The sequence below is a fragment of the Pseudomonas sp. MWU16-30322 genome (assembly GCF_020515535.1).
Lineage (GTDB): Bacteria > Pseudomonadota > Gammaproteobacteria > Pseudomonadales > Pseudomonadaceae > Aquipseudomonas > Aquipseudomonas fluorescens_H.
The window spans coordinates 76,538-94,935 of the sequence record NZ_JAIWYL010000006.1 but is presented as its reverse complement, the minus strand read 5'-3'; the positions used below and the strand labels follow the sequence as shown (position 1 = coordinate 94,935).

Below are 18,398 nucleotides of genomic sequence, written 5' to 3'. Positions count from 1 at the left end.
TCGGGGGCTTCGGCCTTCCTTCGCTTTCCCCGGCGGCTCGTACCGCTTTAACGCAGACTTCTAGGGTTTTTCATGACGCGCTACATATTCGTCACGGGCGGTGTTGTTTCTTCATTGGGGAAAGGCATTGCCTCGGCTTCATTGGCGGCCATCCTGGAGGCGCGGGGGCTTAAGGTCACCATGCTTAAGCTGGATCCGTACATCAACGTCGACCCGGGCACCATGAGCCCGTTCCAGCACGGTGAAGTGTTCGTCACCCACGACGGCGCCGAGACCGACCTGGACCTGGGCCACTACGAGCGGTTCATCCGCACGACCATGACCCAGAACAACAACTTCACCACCGGTCGTGTCTACGAGCACGTGCTGCGCAAAGAGCGCCGTGGTGACTACCTGGGTGCAACCATCCAGGTGATTCCGCACATCACCGACGAAATCAAGCGTCGCATCATCAAGGGTGCCGGCGATGCCGACGTGGCCCTGGTGGAAATCGGCGGTACCGTTGGCGACATCGAATCGCAACCGTTCCTCGAAGCCATCCGTCAACTGCGTGTGGAAGTCGGTTCCAAGCGCGCGATGCTGATGCACCTGACGCTGGTTCCGTACATCGCCACCGCGGGCGAGACCAAAACCAAGCCAACCCAGCACTCCGTTAAGGAACTGCGTTCGATCGGCCTGCAGCCAGACGTGCTGATCTGCCGCTCCGACCATCCGGTGGATGTGTCGTCGCGTCGCAAGATCGCGCTGTTCACCAACGTTGAAGAGCGTGCGGTGATCTCCCTGGAAGACGTCGACACCATCTACAAGATCCCGGCCGTGCTGCACGCTCAGGGTCTGGACGATTTCGTCGTCGAGCGTTTCGGCCTGCAATGCAATGGCGCCGACCTGTCCGAGTGGGAAAAGGTCGTCGATGCCAAGCTCAACCCAGAGCACGAAGTCACCATCGCGATGGTCGGCAAGTACATGGAACTGCTGGACGCCTACAAGTCGCTGATCGAAGCGATGAGTCACGCCGGCATCACCAACCGTACCAAGGTCAACCTGCGTTACATCGATTCCGAAGACATCGAGAACCAGGGCACTGCGCTGCTCGAAGGTGTCGACGCGATCCTCGTTCCGGGCGGCTTCGGTCTGCGCGGCGTGGAAGGCAAGATCACTGCCGTTCAGTACGCTCGTGAAAACAAGGTTCCATACCTGGGTATCTGCCTGGGCATGCAAGTGGCGGTCATCGAGTTCGCCCGTAACGTGCTGGGCTGGAAAGACGCCAACTCCACCGAGTTCGATCGCGCCAGCGGCCATCCGGTTGTGGGCCTGATCACCGAGTGGGAAGACGCCACCGGCGCCGTTGAAGTGCGTACCGAAGCGTCCGATCTGGGCGGCACCATGCGCCTCGGCGCTCAGGAATGCCTGCTCGAAGCCGGCTCCAAGGTGCACGATTGCTATGGCAAGGACGTGATCGTTGAACGTCACCGTCACCGTTACGAAGTGAACAACAACCTGCTGCCACAAATCATCGAAGCCGGCCTGAAAATCTCCGGTCGCTCCGCTGATGCCGCGCTGGTTGAAGTGGTCGAAGCACCGGATCATCCATGGTTCGTCGCTTGCCAGTTCCACCCGGAGTTCACCTCGACGCCACGTGACGGTCACCCGCTGTTCAGCGGTTTCGTGAAAGCTGCGTTGGCTCAACACCAGAAGAAGGCGTAACCCGATGGCACAGAAGATCATCCGCGTTGGCAACATCGAGATCGCCAACGACAAGCCCATGGTGCTGTTCGGCGGCATGAACGTGCTGGAAAGCCGTGACATGGCCATGCAGGTTTGCGAAGAGTACGTGAAGGTCACCGAGAAACTCGGTATCCCTTATGTGTTCAAGGCCAGCTTCGACAAGGCCAACCGATCTTCTGTGACCTCGTATCGCGGTCCTGGCCTGGAAGAGGGCATGCGCATCTTCCAGGACATCAAGCAAGCCTTCGGCGTGCCGATCATCACCGACGTCCACGAGCCTGATCAGGCCGCGGTCGTCGCTGAAGTCTGCGACATCATCCAGCTGCCGGCCTTCCTGTCGCGCCAGACCGATCTGGTCGTGGCGATGGCCAAGACCAACGCTGTGATCAACATCAAGAAAGCCCAGTTCCTCGCGCCTCAGGAGATGAAACACATCCTGAACAAGTGCGTGGAAGCGGGTAACGATCAATTGATCCTCTGCGAGCGTGGTTCGAGCTTCGGCTACAACAACCTCGTGGTCGACATGCTCGGCTTCGGCATCATGAAGCAGTTCGAATACCCGGTGTTCTTCGACGTGACCCACGCGCTGCAAATGCCTGGTGGTCGTGCCGACTCCGCCGGCGGTCGCCGTGCGCAGGTTCTGGATCTGGCCAAGGCCGGCATGAGCCAGGCGCTGGCTGGTCTGTTCCTCGAAGCGCATCCGGATCCGGACAACGCCAAATGCGACGGCCCTTGCGCCTTGCGTCTGGACAAACTGGAGCCATTTCTGGCCCAGCTCAAAGCCTTGGACGAACTGGTGAAGAGTTTTCCGACGGTAGAAACCGCGTAAACCTCATTTCTCCGGTAAAGTACCGCACGATTTGTCGCACATGCCCTCGGGCATGTGCGTTGTCGTCTGCAAGCTGCCCGCTGCACACCACTTGCCGACGGTAAAAAGATTTCCTCTAGCTGCGTCGTTTTCGTCAACTTTGGAGTGTTTACAACAATGGCAAAAATCGTCGACATCAAAGGTCGTGAAGTTCTCGACTCCCGTGGCAATCCCACCGTGGAAGCGGACGTGCTTCTCGACAACGGCATCATCGGCAGCGCTTGCGCGCCGTCCGGTGCATCCACTGGCTCGCGTGAAGCGCTCGAGCTGCGTGATGGCGACAAGAGCCGTTACCTGGGCAAGGGCGTGCTCAAGGCGGTAGCCAACATCAACGGTCCGATCCGCGATCTGCTGCTGGGCACTGACCCAAGCGACCAGAAAGCCCTCGACCACGCGATGATCAAGCTCGACGGTACCGAAAACAAGGCAACCCTGGGCGCCAACGCCATCCTCGCGGTGTCCCTGGCTGCGGCCAAGGCGGCTGCACAGGACCAGGATCTGCCGCTGTACGCACACATCGCCAACCTGAACGGTACCCCGGGTGTTTACTCGATGCCGGTGCCGATGATGAACATCATCAACGGTGGCGAGCACGCCGATAACAACGTCGACATCCAGGAATTCATGGTGCAGCCGGTTGGCGCCAAGACCTTCTCGGAAGGTCTGCGCATGGGCACCGAGATTTTCCATCACCTCAAAGCAGTGCTGAAGGCCCGTGGCCTGAGCACCGCCGTTGGCGACGAAGGCGGTTTCGCACCGAACCTGGCGTCCAACGAAGACGCGCTGAAAGTGATCTCCGAAGCCGTGGCCAACGCCGGTTACAAGCTGGGCACCGACGTGACCCTGGCGCTGGACTGCGCGGCGAGCGAATTCTACGAAGACGGCAAGTACAACCTGTCCGGCGAAGGCCAGGTGTTCACCGCTGAAGGTTTCGCCGACTACCTGAAAGGTCTGACCGAACGTTATCCGATCATCTCGATCGAAGACGGTCTGGACGAGTCCGACTGGGCTGGCTGGAAGATCCTCACCGACAAGATCGGCGAGAAAACCCAGCTGGTTGGTGACGACCTGTTCGTGACCAACACCAAGATCCTGAAAGAAGGCATCGATAAAAAGATCGCCAACTCGATCCTGATCAAGTTCAACCAGATCGGTACCCTGACCGAAACCCTGGAAGCCATCCAGATGGCCAAGGCTGCCGGTTACACCGCCGTGATCTCGCACCGTTCGGGCGAAACCGAAGACTCGACCATTGCCGACCTGGCTGTGGGCACCTCGGCTGGCCAGATCAAGACCGGTTCGCTGTGCCGTTCCGACCGCGTTTCCAAGTACAACCAACTGCTGCGTATCGAAGAGCAGTTGAATGGCAAAGCCAAGTACAACGGTCGCTCCGAGTTCCGCGGTTAAGCAGTAGATGTTAAAAAGACACCGGATTGTGTCGGAAAAGTCGTGACAGCGATGGATTTGCCACTAATCTGATGCCTTATATGCACAAGCCTGGATCTTCCAGGCTTCGTGCTATCAGACGTTTCAAAGTTTTCGCGTGGCTGTCTTTTTTCACTGGATACCTGATATTCGATGCGCAGTCCTTACTGGTTGTTTCTCGTTTTGCTCTTGCTGCTGGCCGGTCTGCAGTACCGCCTGTGGGTGGGCAATGGCAGTCTGGCGCAGGTCGCCGAGCTGAATCAGCAGATTGCTGATCAACACGCCGAGAACGAAGCCCTGCTGGAGCGCAACCGGGTGATGGACGCTGAAGTCAGCGAGCTGAAAAAAGGCATGGAGACCGTTGAAGAGCGGGCTCGCCATGAGCTGGGCATGGTCAAGGACGGTGAAACCCTTTACCAGCTCGCGCAATGATCGATTCTCTGCCGGCCTTCTGGGCCGTGATTCCTGCCGCGGGCGTCGGTGCCCGAATGGCCGCGGACCGTCCCAAGCAATACCTGCAACTGGGCGGGCGCACAATTCTTGAACACAGCCTCGGCTGTTTCCTCGATCACCCGAGCCTCAAAGGTCTGGTGGTCAGTCTTGCTGTTGATGATCCCTATTGGCCGAACCTCGCCTGCGCCAGCGACTCGCGGATTCAGCGTGTCGAGGGCGGCTCCGAGCGTTCCGGGTCGGTGCTCAATGCCTTGCTGCATTTGCATGCGCAGGGTGCCGATGACGATGACTGGGTACTGGTCCACGATGCGGCTCGACCTAACCTGAGTCGTGACGATCTCGACAAGTTGCTGGTTGAACTGGCGGACGATGCCGTTGGCGGTTTACTGGCCGTGCCAGCACGCGACACTCTAAAGCGGGTCGACAAGCACGGTCGTGTGCTCGAAACCGTTGATCGCAGCGTGATCTGGCAGGCGTATACACCGCAGATGTTCCGCCTCGGTGCGTTGCATCGAGCGCTGGCCGACAGCCTGGTGGCCGATGCGCTTATCACCGATGAAGCCTCGGCGATGGAGTGGGCCGGTCTGGCGCCACGACTGATCGAAGGGCGGGCGGACAACCTCAAGGTCACCCGGCCGGAAGACCTGGAATGGTTGCGTCAGCGTTGGGTCAATCGCCGCTGAATGCTGTGGCGCCTGTCAGATTGCCTTCGCGAGCAGGCTCGCTCCCACATTTGATTTGCGCCTGCCCCCGAATTTGCATGCACCGCCGATCCCCTGTGGGAGCGGGCTTGCTCGCGAAGGCGGCCGCACAAACACCCCATCCCTCAGCTCCGATACTCCGGTCGCTCGGCCAGCCCTTCCTTCAAGAAATCCACCAGCTTGCGCACTTTCGGCGACAAATGCCGCTGCTGCGGATACAACGCCCACACCGCCGTATTCGGCGGCTGATGCGCCTCCAATAAAGAAATCAGCGCCCCACTGTGCAAATGTTCGAGCACGTAATAGTCCGGCAACTGGCACAGCCCGACCCCTTGCAGCGCCGCATCCAGCACCGCCTGCCCACTGTTGCAACGCCAGTTTCCCTGCACGCGCTGGGAAAATTCCCGCCCGTTCTGTTCCAGTTGCCACAGATCCGAGCTGCCGATCAGGCAATTGTGGCGGCTCAGTTCCGACAAACTGTGTGGGCGGCCATACCGTTCAACGTAGGACGGAGACGCGCACAGATACATCCGACGCGGCGCCAGGCGGGTGGCGACCAACCGCGAATCCTGCAGCCGACCCAGACGAATCGCCAGATCCAGCCCTTCATGCACCAGATCGAGCTGGCGGTTGGTCAGCTCGATATCGATCCGCAGTTGTGGGTAATGCCCCATGAACCGCGTCACCAGCGGCACGATAAACCGTTCGCCATACGCCACGGCGCAAGTCATGCGCAGCATGCCTTTGGGTTCGCTGGTCAGATCGCCGACCGCGCGCAAAGCTTCTTCGCGACCGTCCTGCAGGCGCTGACAATGCTGCAGAAAGGTCTGTCCAGCTTCGGTCAGAGCCACGCGACGGGTACTGCGATAGAGCAGACGCGTCTGCAATCGCTCCTCCAGTCGGACGATTTGTCGACTGATGTGCGAGGACGAAACCCCGAGGCGTTCTGCTGCGGCGGTGAACTGGCTGCATTCGGCGACGGCGACGAACTCGTCGATGCCTTCCCAGCGGTTTTCCGACATCGGGATTATCCCTGTATGGCAATAATGTTTTGCTTTTGTCCGGATTATTCATCAGATCGCGCTGTACTACACTGCCGATCTGGTTTTTTATTCAATGGATTCACTGGAGAGTCAGAATGATCAAGTCGCGCGCCGCCGTTGCCTTCGAGGCCAAGAAGCCGCTGGAAATCGTAGAAGTCGATGTGGCCATGCCCAAGGCCGGTGAAGTGTTGCTGCGCGTAGTGGCTTCCGGGGTTTGCCATACCGACGCCTACACCCTGTCCGGTGCTGACCCGGAAGGCATCTTCCCGTCGATCCTCGGCCACGAAGGCGGTGCGATCGTTGAAGCCATCGGCGAGGGCGTGACGTCTGTTGCGGTTGGCGACCACGTGATTCCGCTGTACACCCCGGAATGCGGTCAGTGCAAATTCTGCAAGTCGGGCAAGACCAACCTGTGTCAGGCGATTCGCGCTACTCAGGGCAAAGGTCTGATGCCGGACGGCACTTCGCGCTTTTCCTACAAGGGCCAAACGATTTTCCACTACATGGGGACATCGACGTTCTCGGAATACACCGTGCTGCCGGAAATCTCCGTGGCGAAAATCGCCAAGGATGCGCCGCTGGAAAAGGTCTGCCTGCTCGGTTGTGGCGTGACCACTGGTATCGGCGCGGTGATCAACACTGCCAAGGTCAAGCCAGGTGACACCGTGGCGATCTTCGGTCTCGGCGGCATCGGTCTGTCGGCAGTCATTGGCGCAGTGAAAGCCAAGGCTGCGCGGATCATCGCCATCGACATCAACCCGGCCAAGTTCGAAATCGCCAAGCAGCTGGGCGCCACCGATTGCGTCAACCCGAAAGACTTCGATCGTCCGATCCAGGAAGTGATCGTCGACATGACCGATGGCGGCGTCGACTTCTCCTTCGAATGCATCGGCAACGTGCAACTGATGCGCGCCGCGCTGGAATGCTGCCACAAGGGCTGGGGCGAGTCGGTGATCATTGGCGTTGCCGGTGCCGGCCAGGAAATCGCCACCCGTCCGTTCCAACTGGTGACCGGTCGCGTCTGGCGTGGTTCGGCGTTCGGTGGCGTGCGTGGCCGTACCGAGCTGCCAAGCTATGTCGACATGGCGCAGAGCGGCGAGATTCCGCTGGATACTTTCATTACCCACACCATGGGTCTGGAAGACATCAACAAGGCCTTCGACCTGATGCATGAAGGCAAGAGCATTCGTACCGTCATTCATTTCTGATCAATCGCGACGCCCCGGCTACAGACCTTGAAGGTTTGTAGCCGGGGCCGCGTAGGAGTCTTTACATGAGTCTGGAAAACATCTCCTGTCAGAAAAGTTTCGGCGGCTGGCACAAGCGCTATCGCCACCGTTCCGACGTGCTCGGCTGCGACATGGTGTTTGCCGTGTATCTGCCGCCGCAAGCGGAGCAGGGTGGCAAGCTGCCGGTGCTGTATTGGCTGTCAGGCCTGACCTGCACCGACGAGAACTTCATGCAAAAGGCCGGTGCGATGCGCATGGCCGCTGAACTCGGTCTGATCATCGTCGCGCCGGACACCAGTCCGCGTGGCCCTGATGTGCCGGGTGATCCGGATGGCGCCTGGGATTTCGGCCTCGGAGCCGGGTTCTACCTGAATGCCACGCAGGAACCGTGGTCGCGGCACTATCGGATGCATGACTATGTCGTGCAGGAATTGCCTTCACTGGTTGAAGCGCATTTCCCGGCGTCGGATAAACGCAGCATCAGCGGCCATTCCATGGGCGGCCACGGTGCACTGGTTTGTGCGCTGCGCAATCCGGGGCGTTACCAGTCGGTGTCGGCGTTTTCGCCGATCAACAATCCAATGGATTGTCCGTGGGGGCAAAAGGCGTTCTCCCGTTACCTGGGTGAAGATCGCTCCAAGTGGAAAGAATGGGATGCCTGCGCGCTGATTGCTGAAACCAGCGAAAAACTGCCGTTACTGGTCGATCAGGGGGATCGCGACGATTTCCTCGAAAACCAGCTCAAGCCCGAAGCCCTGCAACAAGCGGCAAAACAAGCGGAACATCCGCTGACATTGCGTCTCCAACCGGGCTACGACCACAGCTATTTCTTCATCTCAAGCTTCATAGACGACCACTTGCAGCATCACGCACGCGCTCTGCGCGGCTAATGCAGGTAGAATCACGCCCTGACAAAAATCGGGGCGTTTTTTTATGCGTATTGGCCACGGCTACGATGTTCACCGTTTCGCTGAAGGCGATTTCATTACTCTGGGCGGCGTGCGCATTGCACACAGCTTCGGGCTGCTCGCTCACTCCGACGGTGACGTCCTGCTGCACGCCTTGAGCGATGCGTTGCTCGGCGCGGCCGCGCTGGGCGATATCGGCAAGCACTTTCCGGACACCGACCCGCAATTCAAGGGCGCCGACAGCCGTGTGCTGCTGCGTCATGTGGTCGCGCTGATCCACGCCAAAGGCTGGAAAGTCGGTAACGTCGACAACACCATCGTCGCCCAGGCACCGAAAATGGCCCCGCATATCGAAGCGATGCGCGCGTTGATCGCCGCCGATCTGCAAGTTGAGCTGGATCAAGTGAACGTGAAAGCTACCACCACCGAAAAACTCGGCTTTGTCGGTCGCGAAGAAGGCATCGCCGTACACTCCGTTGCCTTGTTGCTGCGCGCATGAACGAACTGCAATTGCTCGGCCCGCGCGCCTATGGCGAACCACTCGGCACTGCGGTACTGAAAGCCATCGCCGAAGATTTCCAGGTCGATGAAGTGCTCGACATCCCGTTCAGCGGCGATGGCGAACACCTGTGGATCTGGGTCGAAAAGCGTGGTCTGAACACCGAAGAAGCGGCACGGCGCATCGCCAAGGCCGCCGGCGTGCCATTGCGCACCGTCAGTTATGCCGGGCTCAAGGATCGTCAGGCACTGACCCGTCAGTGGTTCAGCGTGCAACTGCCGGGCAAGGCCGACCCGGATCTGTCGGCGGCGGAAAACGACACGTTGAAGATCCTCAAGACCACACGCCACAAGCGCAAGCTGCAACGCGGCGCGCATTCGGCCAACGGCTTCACCTTGCGCCTGACCCAGTTTGCCGGCGACAAGGACGCGATCGAACAGCGTCTGCAACTGATCGCCAGGCAAGGCATTCCCAATTATTTCGGCGCCCAGCGTTTTGGCCATGACGGCGGCAACGTCGTTGATGCGCGTGCGTGGGCGGCGCGCAAGGCGCTGCCGGAGCAGCGCAATGTGCGTTCGCGGCTGCTGTCGACGGCGCGCAGTTTTCTGTTCAATCAGGTGCTGGCCGCCCGGGTGGCCGATGGCACCTGGCAGCAGGCGCAGGTCGGCGACCTGCTGGCGTTTACCGACAGCCGCAGTTTCTTCCCGGCGGGTGTTGCTGAATGCAGCGATCCGCGCCTGGCGATTCTCGACCTGCACCCGACCGGCCCGCAGTGGGGCGAAGGTGACTCACCGACTGCCGGCGCTGTCCATGACCTGGAGCAGGGGATTGCCGAGCGTGAGGCGGATCTGCGCGATTGGTTGATCATTGCCGGAATGAGCCACGAACGTCGCATCCTGCGGCTGCCCATTGGCGGGTTGTCGTGGCATTATCCCCAGCCTGACATTCTGCAACTGGAATTCGTCCTCCCGGCCGGATGCTTCGCCACCGTATTGGTGCGCGAACTCGTTGATCTGGTGCCGGTGGGGCAGACGGACAGCCCATGCGTATTCTGATTTCTAACGACGATGGGGTAACCGCACCCGGTCTCGCCGCGCTTTATGCTGCGCTGGCGGATTACACCGAATGCGTGGTTATCGCCCCGGAGCAGGACAAAAGCGGCGCCAGCAGTTCGCTGACGCTCGACCGTCCGCTGCACCCGCAATACCTGGCCAACGGTTTCATCAGCCTCAACGGTACGCCGACCGACTGCGTGCACCTGGGCCTCAACGGCCTGCTGGAGCGCGAACCGGACATGGTGGTTTCCGGGATCAACCTCGGCGCCAATCTTGGCGATGACGTGCTGTATTCCGGCACTGTGGCGGCAGCCCTCGAAGGACGCTTTCTCGAGCGCCCTTCGTTTGCGTTCTCGCTGTGTTCGCGACAGGTGGACAATCTGGCGACAGCAGCACATTTCGCGCGCAAACTGGTCGAGGCGCATGCCGGGCTGGACCTGCCGCCGCGTACGGTGCTGAACGTGAACATTCCCAATCTGCCGATCGACCATATTCGGGGCATTCAGCTGACCCGTCTGGGCCATCGCGCCCGAGCGGCAGCGCCGATGAAAGTGGTCGATCCGCGGGGCAAGGCCGGTTACTGGATTGCTGCTGCCGGCGATGCCGAAGACGGCGGCCCGGGCACTGATTTTCATGCGGTGATGCAGGGCTATGTCTCGATCACGCCGTTGCAGCTCGATCGCACCTTCAACGACGCCTTCAGAAGTCTGGACGGCTGGCTGGAGGGACTGCGCTGATGGCTCGTGAACACGAAGACAGAATGCGCAGCGGCATCGGCATGACGTCGCAGCGCACGCGCGAACGTCTGATCCAGCGTCTGTATGAAGAAGGCCTGTCCAACGCCAAGGTGCTGGAAGTGATCCGCCGTACGCCGCGTCATCTGTTTGTCGATGAAGCGCTGGCGCATCGCGCCTACGAAGATACTGCGCTGCCGATCGGCCACAACCAGACCATCTCCCAGCCTTATATGGTGGCGCGCATGAGCGAGCTGCTGCTGGAGGCCGGGCCTTTGGACAAGGTGCTGGAGATCGGTACCGGTTCGGGCTATCAGACGGCGGTGCTGTCGCAACTGGTTGAGCGGGTATTTTCGGTCGAGCGCATCAAGGTCTTGCAGGATCGGGCCAAGGAACGTCTGGTCGAACTGAACCTGCGTAACGTGGTGTTCCGCTGGGGCGATGGCTGGGAAGGCTGGCCGGCGCTGGCGCCGTACAACGGCATCATCGTCACCGCGGTTGCGACCGATGTGCCGCAGGCGTTGCTCGATCAACTGGCACCGGGTGGGCGGATGGTGATTCCGGTCGGCTCGGGGGAAGTGCAGCAACTGATGCTGATCGTGCGCGAAGAACACGGCTTTTCTCGTCACGTTCTGGGGGCGGTGCGCTTCGTGCCATTGCTCAATGGCCCACTGGCCTGAGCATTTGTTTGCGGGCGCTGAATTCCTGGCGCTGGCTTCGGTCTTACAGCGGCGGCGAGTGTTTAAACGCAGTCGATCGGTTCTTGGCAAACGTGTGCGTGCAGCGATTTCGCTTCATTAAAGGTAAAGACGGCGCGGCCCGTTATACTTGCGACACCTCATGCCTGAATGGGCATTCCATATTTTTTCAGCCACCACAAAGGGAGCGGCGGGTGAGTCTCACAGTCATTGCGCAGCGTATGGGTAACACGAGCTTTCAGCGCCTGGTGACTGGCCTTGTCTTGAGCACCTTGCTGGTCGGTTGCTCCAGCACCAAATCGAGTAACGTGCGGGTGGTCGATCGCAACAGTGCGGCGGCCCAGCGTCCGGCCGTCACGACCGGGCAGTATGTAGTCCGTCCGGGCGATACGCTGTTTTCCATCGCTTTTCGCTACGGCTGGGACTACAAAGCCCTCGCTGCCCGGAACAATATTCCTACGCCGTATACGATCCACCCGGGTCAGACAATTCGCTTTGACGGCCGTACCGGTTCAACGCCGACGGCGGTTGTGAGCAACGGTGGTTCCGCGCCATCATCGTCGAGCAAAACTACGGTAATCCGGCGCCAGGCGAATGGCACGACGACCACCACGGTGACCGGCTCCGGTGCTGGTTCTGCGGGGGCTGCACCGTCCGTCGCCAGTAAATCGGCACCTGCTCCACTGCCTCCACCGGGTCCGGCCCCGACCGGCTGGGGATGGCCATCTAATGGCATTCTGATTGGAAAATTCTCTTCAAACGGTAGTTTGAATAAAGGAATTGATATCGCCGGAGATTTGGGACAGCCTGTTTTAGCTGCGTCTGATGGGACGGTGGTTTACGCCGGGAGTGGCTTAAGGGGCTACGGCGAATTAGTCATCATCAAACACAGCGAAACCTACGTCAGTGCCTACGGACATAACCGCAGGCTGTTGGTACGGGAGGGGCAGCAGGTCAAGGTCGGACAGACAATTGCCGAAATGGGGTCAACGGGTACAGACCGGGTGAAACTGCATTTTGAGATTCGCCGACAAGGTAAACCTGTAGATCCGCTGCAGTTCCTGCCCAGACGTTGATTTGAGGCCAGCCTGTTCCGTCGCGTAGAGGGGACAGGCTCCAGCGCTGCCAAGGATAAAGGCGTCGCTTGAGCTTGGGGTCGAACTCACCAAAGGACTATAACAATGGCTCTCAGTAAAGAAGTGCCGGAGTTTGACATCGACGATGAGGTTCTCCTTATGGAGACCGGCATCGATTCGGATTCGATGTCGAATGATGAAGGGGCTGCTCCACCTTCCGTTCGTTCCAGATCCAAACACTCCGCTTCACTTAAGCAACACAAGTACATCGACTACACTCGGGCACTCGATGCCACGCAGCTGTATCTCAACGAAATCGGCTTTTCTCCACTGCTCTCCCCTGAGGAAGAAGTTCACTTCGCGCGTCTGTCGCAAAGTGGCGATCCGGCGGGGCGCAAGCGCATGATTGAAAGTAACCTGCGGCTGGTCGTGAAGATCGCCCGGCGTTACGTCAATCGAGGGCTGTCGCTGCTGGACCTGATCGAAGAGGGCAACCTCGGCTTGATCCGCGCGGTGGAAAAGTTCGATCCCGAGCGCGGCTTCCGCTTCTCGACCTACGCTACCTGGTGGATTCGTCAGACCATCGAGCGCGCGATCATGAATCAGACCCGGACCATCCGGCTGCCGATTCATGTGGTCAAGGAACTCAACGTCTACCTGCGGGCGGCACGGGAACTGACGCAAAAGCTCGATCACGAACCTTCACCCGAAGAAATCGCCAACCTGCTGGAAAAACCGGTGGGCGAGGTCAAGCGCATGCTCGGCCTGAACGAGCGGGTTTCTTCGGTCGACGTCTCGCTGGGTCCGGATTCGGATAAAACCCTGCTGGACACCCTGACGGATGACCGTCCGACCGATCCATGCGAACTGCTGCAGGATGACGACCTGTCACAGAGCATCGATCAATGGCTCTCGGAACTGACCGACAAGCAGCGCGAGGTGGTTGTACGCCGCTTCGGCCTGCGCGGGCATGAGAGCAGCACGCTGGAAGATGTAGGCCTGGAGATTGGCCTGACCCGGGAACGGGTGCGGCAGATCCAGGTGGAGGGCCTGAAGCGCCTTCGGGAAATTCTCGAGAAGAATGGCCTGTCGAGCGAGTCGCTGTTTCAGTAAGCGCCTCTGACACCCGCCCATAAAAAGCCCCGACTTCGGGGTTTTTTATTGCTCGGATATTGGCTGATGACTGTCTGTGGCGAGGGCGCTTACTCCCGCCGGATTGCGCAGCAATCCCAAAGACTCATGAGTGCTGCGCACTCAAGCGAGAGCAAGCTGCCTCGCCACAAAGTTCATTGCCGGACATACGGTCAGCATTTCCATCGTTTGTAGTCTCACGGTGTAAGCCTTGGCTTACTCTTTCGTAAGTGTTCCCTATTTTTGCAGGACGGCAGACGTCGATTGCTCAGAGTGATCGAGTTTAACTAGTTGATTTAAAAGCTTATTTTTTATTGTGAAGTGCTTATTACAGGGTTTTTCAGCCCGCAACACCGATTGCTCTCGGCAGGGAACTCTTTAGTATCAGCACTGTGTCGACGGACAGACACGCCCTTCAAGGAAGAGGGGAATGGACATCGCAGGACGCGATTCATCAGGACGATGAAAAGGAACACAGGGAATAGGGAAAAAATGTGGGCGGGTCAAACCGCCCCTTTTTTTGCCTGTAGAAAAGTAAAACCCGGAAAGCAAAAAGGCCCGCAAAGGGCCTTTTCGTAACGCGCGACAGATCAGCGTTCGAGGTCTTTGATCTTGCCTTTGACGCCATCCCACTCTTCGGCATCCGGCAGCGATTCTTTCTTCTCGGTGATGTTTGGCCAGATTTCGGCCAATTCAACGTTCAGTTGAATGAACTCCTGCATATCCTCCGGAACTTCGTCCTCGGAGAAAATCGCGACGGCCGGGCATTCCGGTTCGCACAGGGCGCAGTCGATGCACTCATCCGGGTGAATCACCAGGAAGTTCGGGCCTTCGTAAAAGCAGTCCACCGGACAGACTTCTACGCAGTCGGTGTACTTGCACTTGATGCAGTTGTCGGTGACGACGAAGGTCATTTCTAATTTTCTCCTCAGGCGGCGGCAGCGTTGCCCCTTCACGGTTGGGGTCGCCAGGTTCGGGAGCGATGTCTGCCAGCCAGGCTATTAGCCAGCAGCATCCCAAACCGCGCGAGATTCTAACAGCTTGAAGCCGTTTGCGTTATATCCGGTTCTTTAGTGCTTAGATCCGGTTCTTGAGTGCATATAACAATTCGAGCGCTCGACGCGGGGTCAGGTCATCGAGATCCACTTTGGCCAACTCATCGAGCACTGGGTGCGGCAGGCTGGCAAACATATCGCTTTGCTGCGGAGCGGCCGGTTTGCCTTTGACGGCAGGCTTGGGCGCTTCATGCGGCAATGCGGTGTCTTCCAGTCGGCTCAAGTGCTCACGGGCACGCACGATCACTTCACTCGGCACGCCGGCCAGTTGCGCTACCGCCAGGCCGTAGCTCTGGCTGGCAGGCCCCGGCAACACATGGTGCAGGAACACGATGCGCTCGTTGTGCTCGGTGGCGTTCAGATGCACGTTGGCCACCAAAGGCTCGGCTTCCGGCAACACGGTGAGCTCGAAATAGTGCGTAGCAAATAGAGTATAGGCACGCAGATGCGCCAGACGCTCGGCGGCCGCCCATGCCAGCGACAGGCCGTCGAAGGTGCTGGTGCCGCGCCCAACTTCGTCCATCAGCACCAGACTGCGTTCGGTAGCGTTGTGCAGGATGTTGGCGGTTTCGCTCATCTCGACCATGAAGGTCGAACGGCCACCGGCGAGGTCATCGCTGGAGCCGATCCGGGTGAAGATCCGGTCCACCAGCGACAACTCGCAACTGGCCGCCGGCACGAAGCTGCCGATATGCGCCAGCAGCACGATCAATGCGGTCTGGCGCATGTAGGTGGATTTACCGCCCATGTTCGGACCGGTGATCACCAGCATCCGGGTGTTGTCATCCAGGCTCAGGTCGTTGGCCACGAACGGCGTGGTCAGCACTTGCTCGACCACCGGGTGACGACCCTGGGTGATGCGCATGCACGGCTCGCTGACGAAGCGCGGGCAGTTCAGGTCAAGGTTCAGCGCACGTTCGGCGAGGTTGCTCAGCACATCCAGTTCGGCCAGTGCGCCGGCGGTGTCCTGCAGTGGTGGCAGCTGGCTGATCAGGTCTTCCAGCAGCGCCTCGTAGAGCATTTTCTCGCGGGCGAGGGCACGGCTCTTGGCCGACAGCGCCTTGTCTTCGAACTCTTTCAGCTCCGGCGTGATGAAGCGCTCGGCGCCCTTGAGCGTCTGGCGACGGATGTAATCGGCCGGAGCGGATTCCGCCTGCTTGCTCGGCAGCTCGATGAAGTAGCCGTGAATGCGGTTGTAGCCGACTTTCAGGTTGGCCAGGCCAGTGCGCGCCTTTTCCCGGGCTTCGAGATCGATCAGGAACTGGCCGGCGTTCTCACTCAGCGATTGCAGCTCATCGAGTTCGCTGTCGTAACCGGTTTTCAGCACGCCGCCGTCGCGGATCACCGCTGGCGGGTTGTCGATAATGGCTTTTTCCAGCAGCGCCGCCAGTTCCGGGTAGGTGCTGGTGGTGGTTGCCAGGCGTTGCAGGTGCGGCGCTTCCAGGTCGGTCATCGCCACTTGCAGTTGTGGCAGGGCGCCGAGAGCATCACGCAGTCGAGCAAGGTCGCGAGGGCGCGCATTGCGCAGGCCGATCCGCGCCAGAATCCGCTCGATGTCGCCGATTTCCTTCAGCTGTGGCTGGAGTTTTTCGAAGCGGTAGCCATCGAGCAGACAAGTGATCGAGGTCTGCCGCGCCAGCAGCACGGTCAGATCACGCAGCGGACGGTTCAGCCAACGGGTCAGCAGGCGGCTGCCCATCGCGGTCTGGCAGCGATCGACCACCGACTGCAGGGTGTTGTCGCGACCGCCGGCCAGGTTGGTATCGAGTTCCAGGTTGCGGCGACTGGCGCCGTCGAGCACCACGGTGTCATCCAGGCGCTCATGACGCAGGCTGCGCAGATGGGGCAGGGCGGTGCGCTGGGTTTCCTTGGCGTAGGCCAGCAGGCAACCGGCGGCGCCGATGGCCAGGGTCAGGGTTTCGCAGCCGAAGCCTTTCAGGTCTTGCGTGGAAAACTGCTGGCAGAGACTTTTCAGCGCCGAGTCACGCTCGAAATCCCACGGTGCACGACGACGCACGCCACGGCGTTTTTCCGCCGGCAGGTCTTTCGGCCAGTCGTCCGGGATCAGCAGTTCCACCGGGTTGACCCGCTCCAGTTCCGCCAGCAGGTTCTCCCAGCCCTTGATTTCGAGCACGGTGAAGTTGCCACTGGTGATGTCCAGCACAGCCAGACCGAACAGACGCTCGTCGCCCAGTACCGCCGCAATCAGATTGTCGCGGCGCTCATCGAGTAGCGCCTCGTCACTGACCGTGCCCGGGGTAATGATCCGCACCACCTGGCGCTCCACCGGCCCCTTGCTGGTAGCCGGATCGCCGACCTGCTCGCAGATCACTACCGACTCGCCGAGCTTGACCAGTTTCGCCAGATAACCTTCCGCCGCGTGGTAAGGAATCCCGCACATCGGAATCGCCTGTCCCGCCGACTGACCGCGCGCGGTCAGGGTGATGTCGAGCAACTTGGCAGCCTTCTTCGCGTCTTCATAGAAGATCTCGTAGAAGTCGCCCATGCGATAGAACATCAGCTGGTCCGGGTGCTGGTTCTTCAGGCGCCAGTACTGCTGCATCATCGGGGTGTGGGAGGACAGGTCGGAGACGGCTTTATTCATCGGATTGTCAGGTAACTCGTTAAATGATGTAGGGCAAAAGCAAGGGCAACCGCCGGGCTTTTCCGCGATGGGCGCAAGGTTACCATGGGCAGTCTGCTTGACGCAGGCATGACAGTCCGCTGGCACTTTCTGCGTTTAATTGTGATATATGCACGATTTATGCAAATCAGCATTTGTCTTCGGAAAAAACTTCAAGCACTATGCGCGTTATGCAAAAACGCAACGTATCCTCCGTCTTAAGAGCACTGCTCGACCAGCACGGGATCTCCCCCACGGAGCTCCACCGTCGCACCGGCGTGCCTCAATCAACGCTCTCGCGGATTCTCAGCGGGAAGATCGTCGATCCTTCGGATAAACACATTTCGAAGATCGCCGAATACTTCAATGTGAGCACTGATCAATTGCGCGGCCGCGCAGACGTCGCACCGGCGACGGGCGGCGCGCGTGATGACGTGCATGCGGAACTCAAGGACATAAGCCTGTGGGACGACGATACCCCTGTCGATGACGACGAGGTGTCGGTGCCCTTTCTTCGCGAGGTTGAATTGGCTGCTGGATCAGGAAGATTCGTCATCGAAGAGAGCGAACGCTCTAGCCTGCGCTTCGGCAAGCGCAGCCTGCGCCACAATGGTGTGCAGTTCGACCAGGCCAAATGCGTGACGGTGCGCGGTAACAGCATGATGCCAGTGCTGCGTGATGGCGCCACGGTCGGGGTGAACGCCGGCAAGTGCGGGATCGGCGACATCATCGATGGCGACCTGTACGCGATCAATCACAACGGTCAGTTGCGCGTGAAGCAACTCTATCGCCTGCCGACCGGCATCCGTCTGCGCAGTTTCAACCGTGATGAGCATCCGGACGAGGACTACAGCTTCCAGGACATGCAGGAAGAGCAGATCGTCATCCTCGGTCACGTCTTCTGGTGGGGCATGTACGCCCGATAGACTTCCCCCTTCACTTAGAACCCGCCCCCTGGCGGGTTTTTTTTCGCCCGAATAAAACCCCAACGCCTTGATTTATGCGGCTTTCATGCGTCGGTGCATTTCTTGCGCATAAATAAATGCATCTATGCATTGACTGTATATGCATCCATGCATATCCTTGCCACCAAGCCGCTCGACAAAGCGGCTGGCAACAACAGCTCTTTAGTTCCACAAGAACAGGCAGCGATGAACCGGCCTCAACGGTTCAGA

Annotated in this window: 17 protein-coding genes; 14 read left to right on the top strand and 3 right to left on the bottom strand. The window is 59.5% G+C overall.

The genetic code is table 11. From position 1 onward, the window contains the following. The first annotated feature begins 72 nt into the window (after positions 1-72). The 5 genes from LCH64_RS13815 (at position 73) to ispD (ending at position 5,154) form a co-directional block, all read left to right on the top strand. Positions 73-1,704, top strand: a complete 1,632-nt coding sequence (locus tag LCH64_RS13815; protein WP_003222153.1) for a CTP synthase — start codon at positions 73-75, stop codon at positions 1,702-1,704. Between the two features lie 4 nt (positions 1,705-1,708). After that, on the top strand, positions 1,709-2,554 hold the full coding sequence (kdsA, locus tag LCH64_RS13810) for a 3-deoxy-8-phosphooctulonate synthase (RefSeq protein ID WP_003222154.1): 846 nt from the start codon (positions 1,709-1,711) through the stop codon (positions 2,552-2,554). Between the two features lie 156 nt (positions 2,555-2,710). Then, entirely contained in the window at positions 2,711-4,000 is a 1,290-nt protein-coding gene (eno, locus tag LCH64_RS13805; protein WP_003222156.1) for a phosphopyruvate hydratase, read from the top strand. 171 nt (positions 4,001-4,171) lie between these two features. Then, complete coding sequence (gene ftsB / locus LCH64_RS13800) at positions 4,172-4,450, top strand: cell division protein FtsB (protein WP_003222158.1); 279 nt, start codon at positions 4,172-4,174, stop codon at positions 4,448-4,450. Continuing rightward, entirely contained in the window at positions 4,447-5,154 is a 708-nt protein-coding gene (gene ispD, locus LCH64_RS13795) for a 2-C-methyl-D-erythritol 4-phosphate cytidylyltransferase (protein WP_226500534.1), read from the top strand. Before ftsB ends, ispD begins: the two co-directional genes overlap by 4 nt. Positions 5,155-5,297: 143 nt before the next feature. Here ispD and LCH64_RS13790 read toward each other — a convergent pair whose 3' ends face one another. Beyond that, the gene (locus tag LCH64_RS13790) at positions 5,298-6,194 is read right to left on the bottom strand and encodes a LysR substrate-binding domain-containing protein (RefSeq protein WP_103486008.1); all 897 of its coding nucleotides are present in this window, start codon (positions 6,192-6,194) and stop codon (positions 5,298-5,300) included. Between the two features lie 116 nt (positions 6,195-6,310). Here LCH64_RS13790 and LCH64_RS13785 point away from each other — a divergent pair, with 116 nt between their 5' ends. From LCH64_RS13785 to rpoS, 8 genes are all read left to right on the top strand, one after another. Beyond that, on the top strand, positions 6,311-7,423 hold the full coding sequence (locus tag LCH64_RS13785) for an S-(hydroxymethyl)glutathione dehydrogenase/class III alcohol dehydrogenase (RefSeq protein WP_003222162.1): 1,113 nt from the start codon (positions 6,311-6,313) through the stop codon (positions 7,421-7,423). Positions 7,424-7,488: 65 nt separating this feature from the next. Continuing rightward, positions 7,489-8,334: an S-formylglutathione hydrolase gene (fghA, locus tag LCH64_RS13780; RefSeq protein WP_226500533.1), complete on the top strand. Its 846-nt coding sequence runs from the start codon at positions 7,489-7,491 to the stop codon at positions 8,332-8,334. A gap of 43 nt (positions 8,335-8,377) precedes the next feature. Further along, on the top strand, positions 8,378-8,851 hold the full coding sequence (ispF, locus tag LCH64_RS13775; protein WP_007964300.1) for a 2-C-methyl-D-erythritol 2,4-cyclodiphosphate synthase: 474 nt from the start codon (positions 8,378-8,380) through the stop codon (positions 8,849-8,851). Further along, entirely contained in the window at positions 8,848-9,906 is a 1,059-nt protein-coding gene (gene truD, locus LCH64_RS13770) for a tRNA pseudouridine(13) synthase TruD (protein WP_226500532.1), read from the top strand. Before ispF ends, truD begins: the two co-directional genes overlap by 4 nt. Further along, entirely contained in the window at positions 9,894-10,643 is a 750-nt protein-coding gene (gene surE, locus LCH64_RS13765; RefSeq protein WP_003222170.1) for a 5'/3'-nucleotidase SurE, read from the top strand. Before truD ends, surE begins: the two co-directional genes overlap by 13 nt. Before the next feature lie 41 nt (positions 10,644-10,684). After that, the gene (locus LCH64_RS13760; protein ID WP_169841266.1) at positions 10,685-11,320 is read left to right on the top strand and encodes a protein-L-isoaspartate(D-aspartate) O-methyltransferase; all 636 of its coding nucleotides are present in this window, start codon (positions 10,685-10,687) and stop codon (positions 11,318-11,320) included. Between the two features lie 212 nt (positions 11,321-11,532). After that, on the top strand, positions 11,533-12,414 hold the full coding sequence (locus LCH64_RS13755) for a peptidoglycan DD-metalloendopeptidase family protein (RefSeq protein ID WP_226500531.1): 882 nt from the start codon (positions 11,533-11,535) through the stop codon (positions 12,412-12,414). Positions 12,415-12,519: 105 nt separating this feature from the next. Continuing rightward, positions 12,520-13,527 carry an RNA polymerase sigma factor RpoS gene (gene rpoS, locus LCH64_RS13750; RefSeq protein WP_103486013.1) on the top strand — a complete coding sequence of 336 codons (1,008 nt, stop codon included), beginning with the start codon at positions 12,520-12,522 and terminating at the stop codon, positions 13,525-13,527. A gap of 608 nt (positions 13,528-14,135) precedes the next feature. On the opposite strand, the gene fdxA is transcribed toward rpoS, so the two are convergent. Both fdxA and mutS read right to left on the bottom strand, forming a co-directional pair. Continuing rightward, positions 14,136-14,459 carry a ferredoxin FdxA gene (gene fdxA, locus LCH64_RS13745; protein WP_003222178.1) on the bottom strand — a complete coding sequence of 108 codons (324 nt, stop codon included), beginning with the start codon at positions 14,457-14,459 and terminating at the stop codon, positions 14,136-14,138. Between the two features lie 163 nt (positions 14,460-14,622). Then, positions 14,623-17,205 carry a DNA mismatch repair protein MutS gene (mutS, locus tag LCH64_RS13740; protein WP_007964305.1) on the bottom strand — a complete coding sequence of 861 codons (2,583 nt, stop codon included), beginning with the start codon at positions 17,203-17,205 and terminating at the stop codon, positions 14,623-14,625. A gap of 200 nt (positions 17,206-17,405) precedes the next feature. Between mutS and LCH64_RS13735 the strand changes: the two genes are divergently transcribed. Beyond that, positions 17,406-18,149, top strand: a complete 744-nt coding sequence (locus tag LCH64_RS13735) for an XRE family transcriptional regulator (RefSeq protein ID WP_081794245.1) — start codon at positions 17,406-17,408, stop codon at positions 18,147-18,149. Positions 18,150-18,398 lie beyond the last annotated feature (249 nt).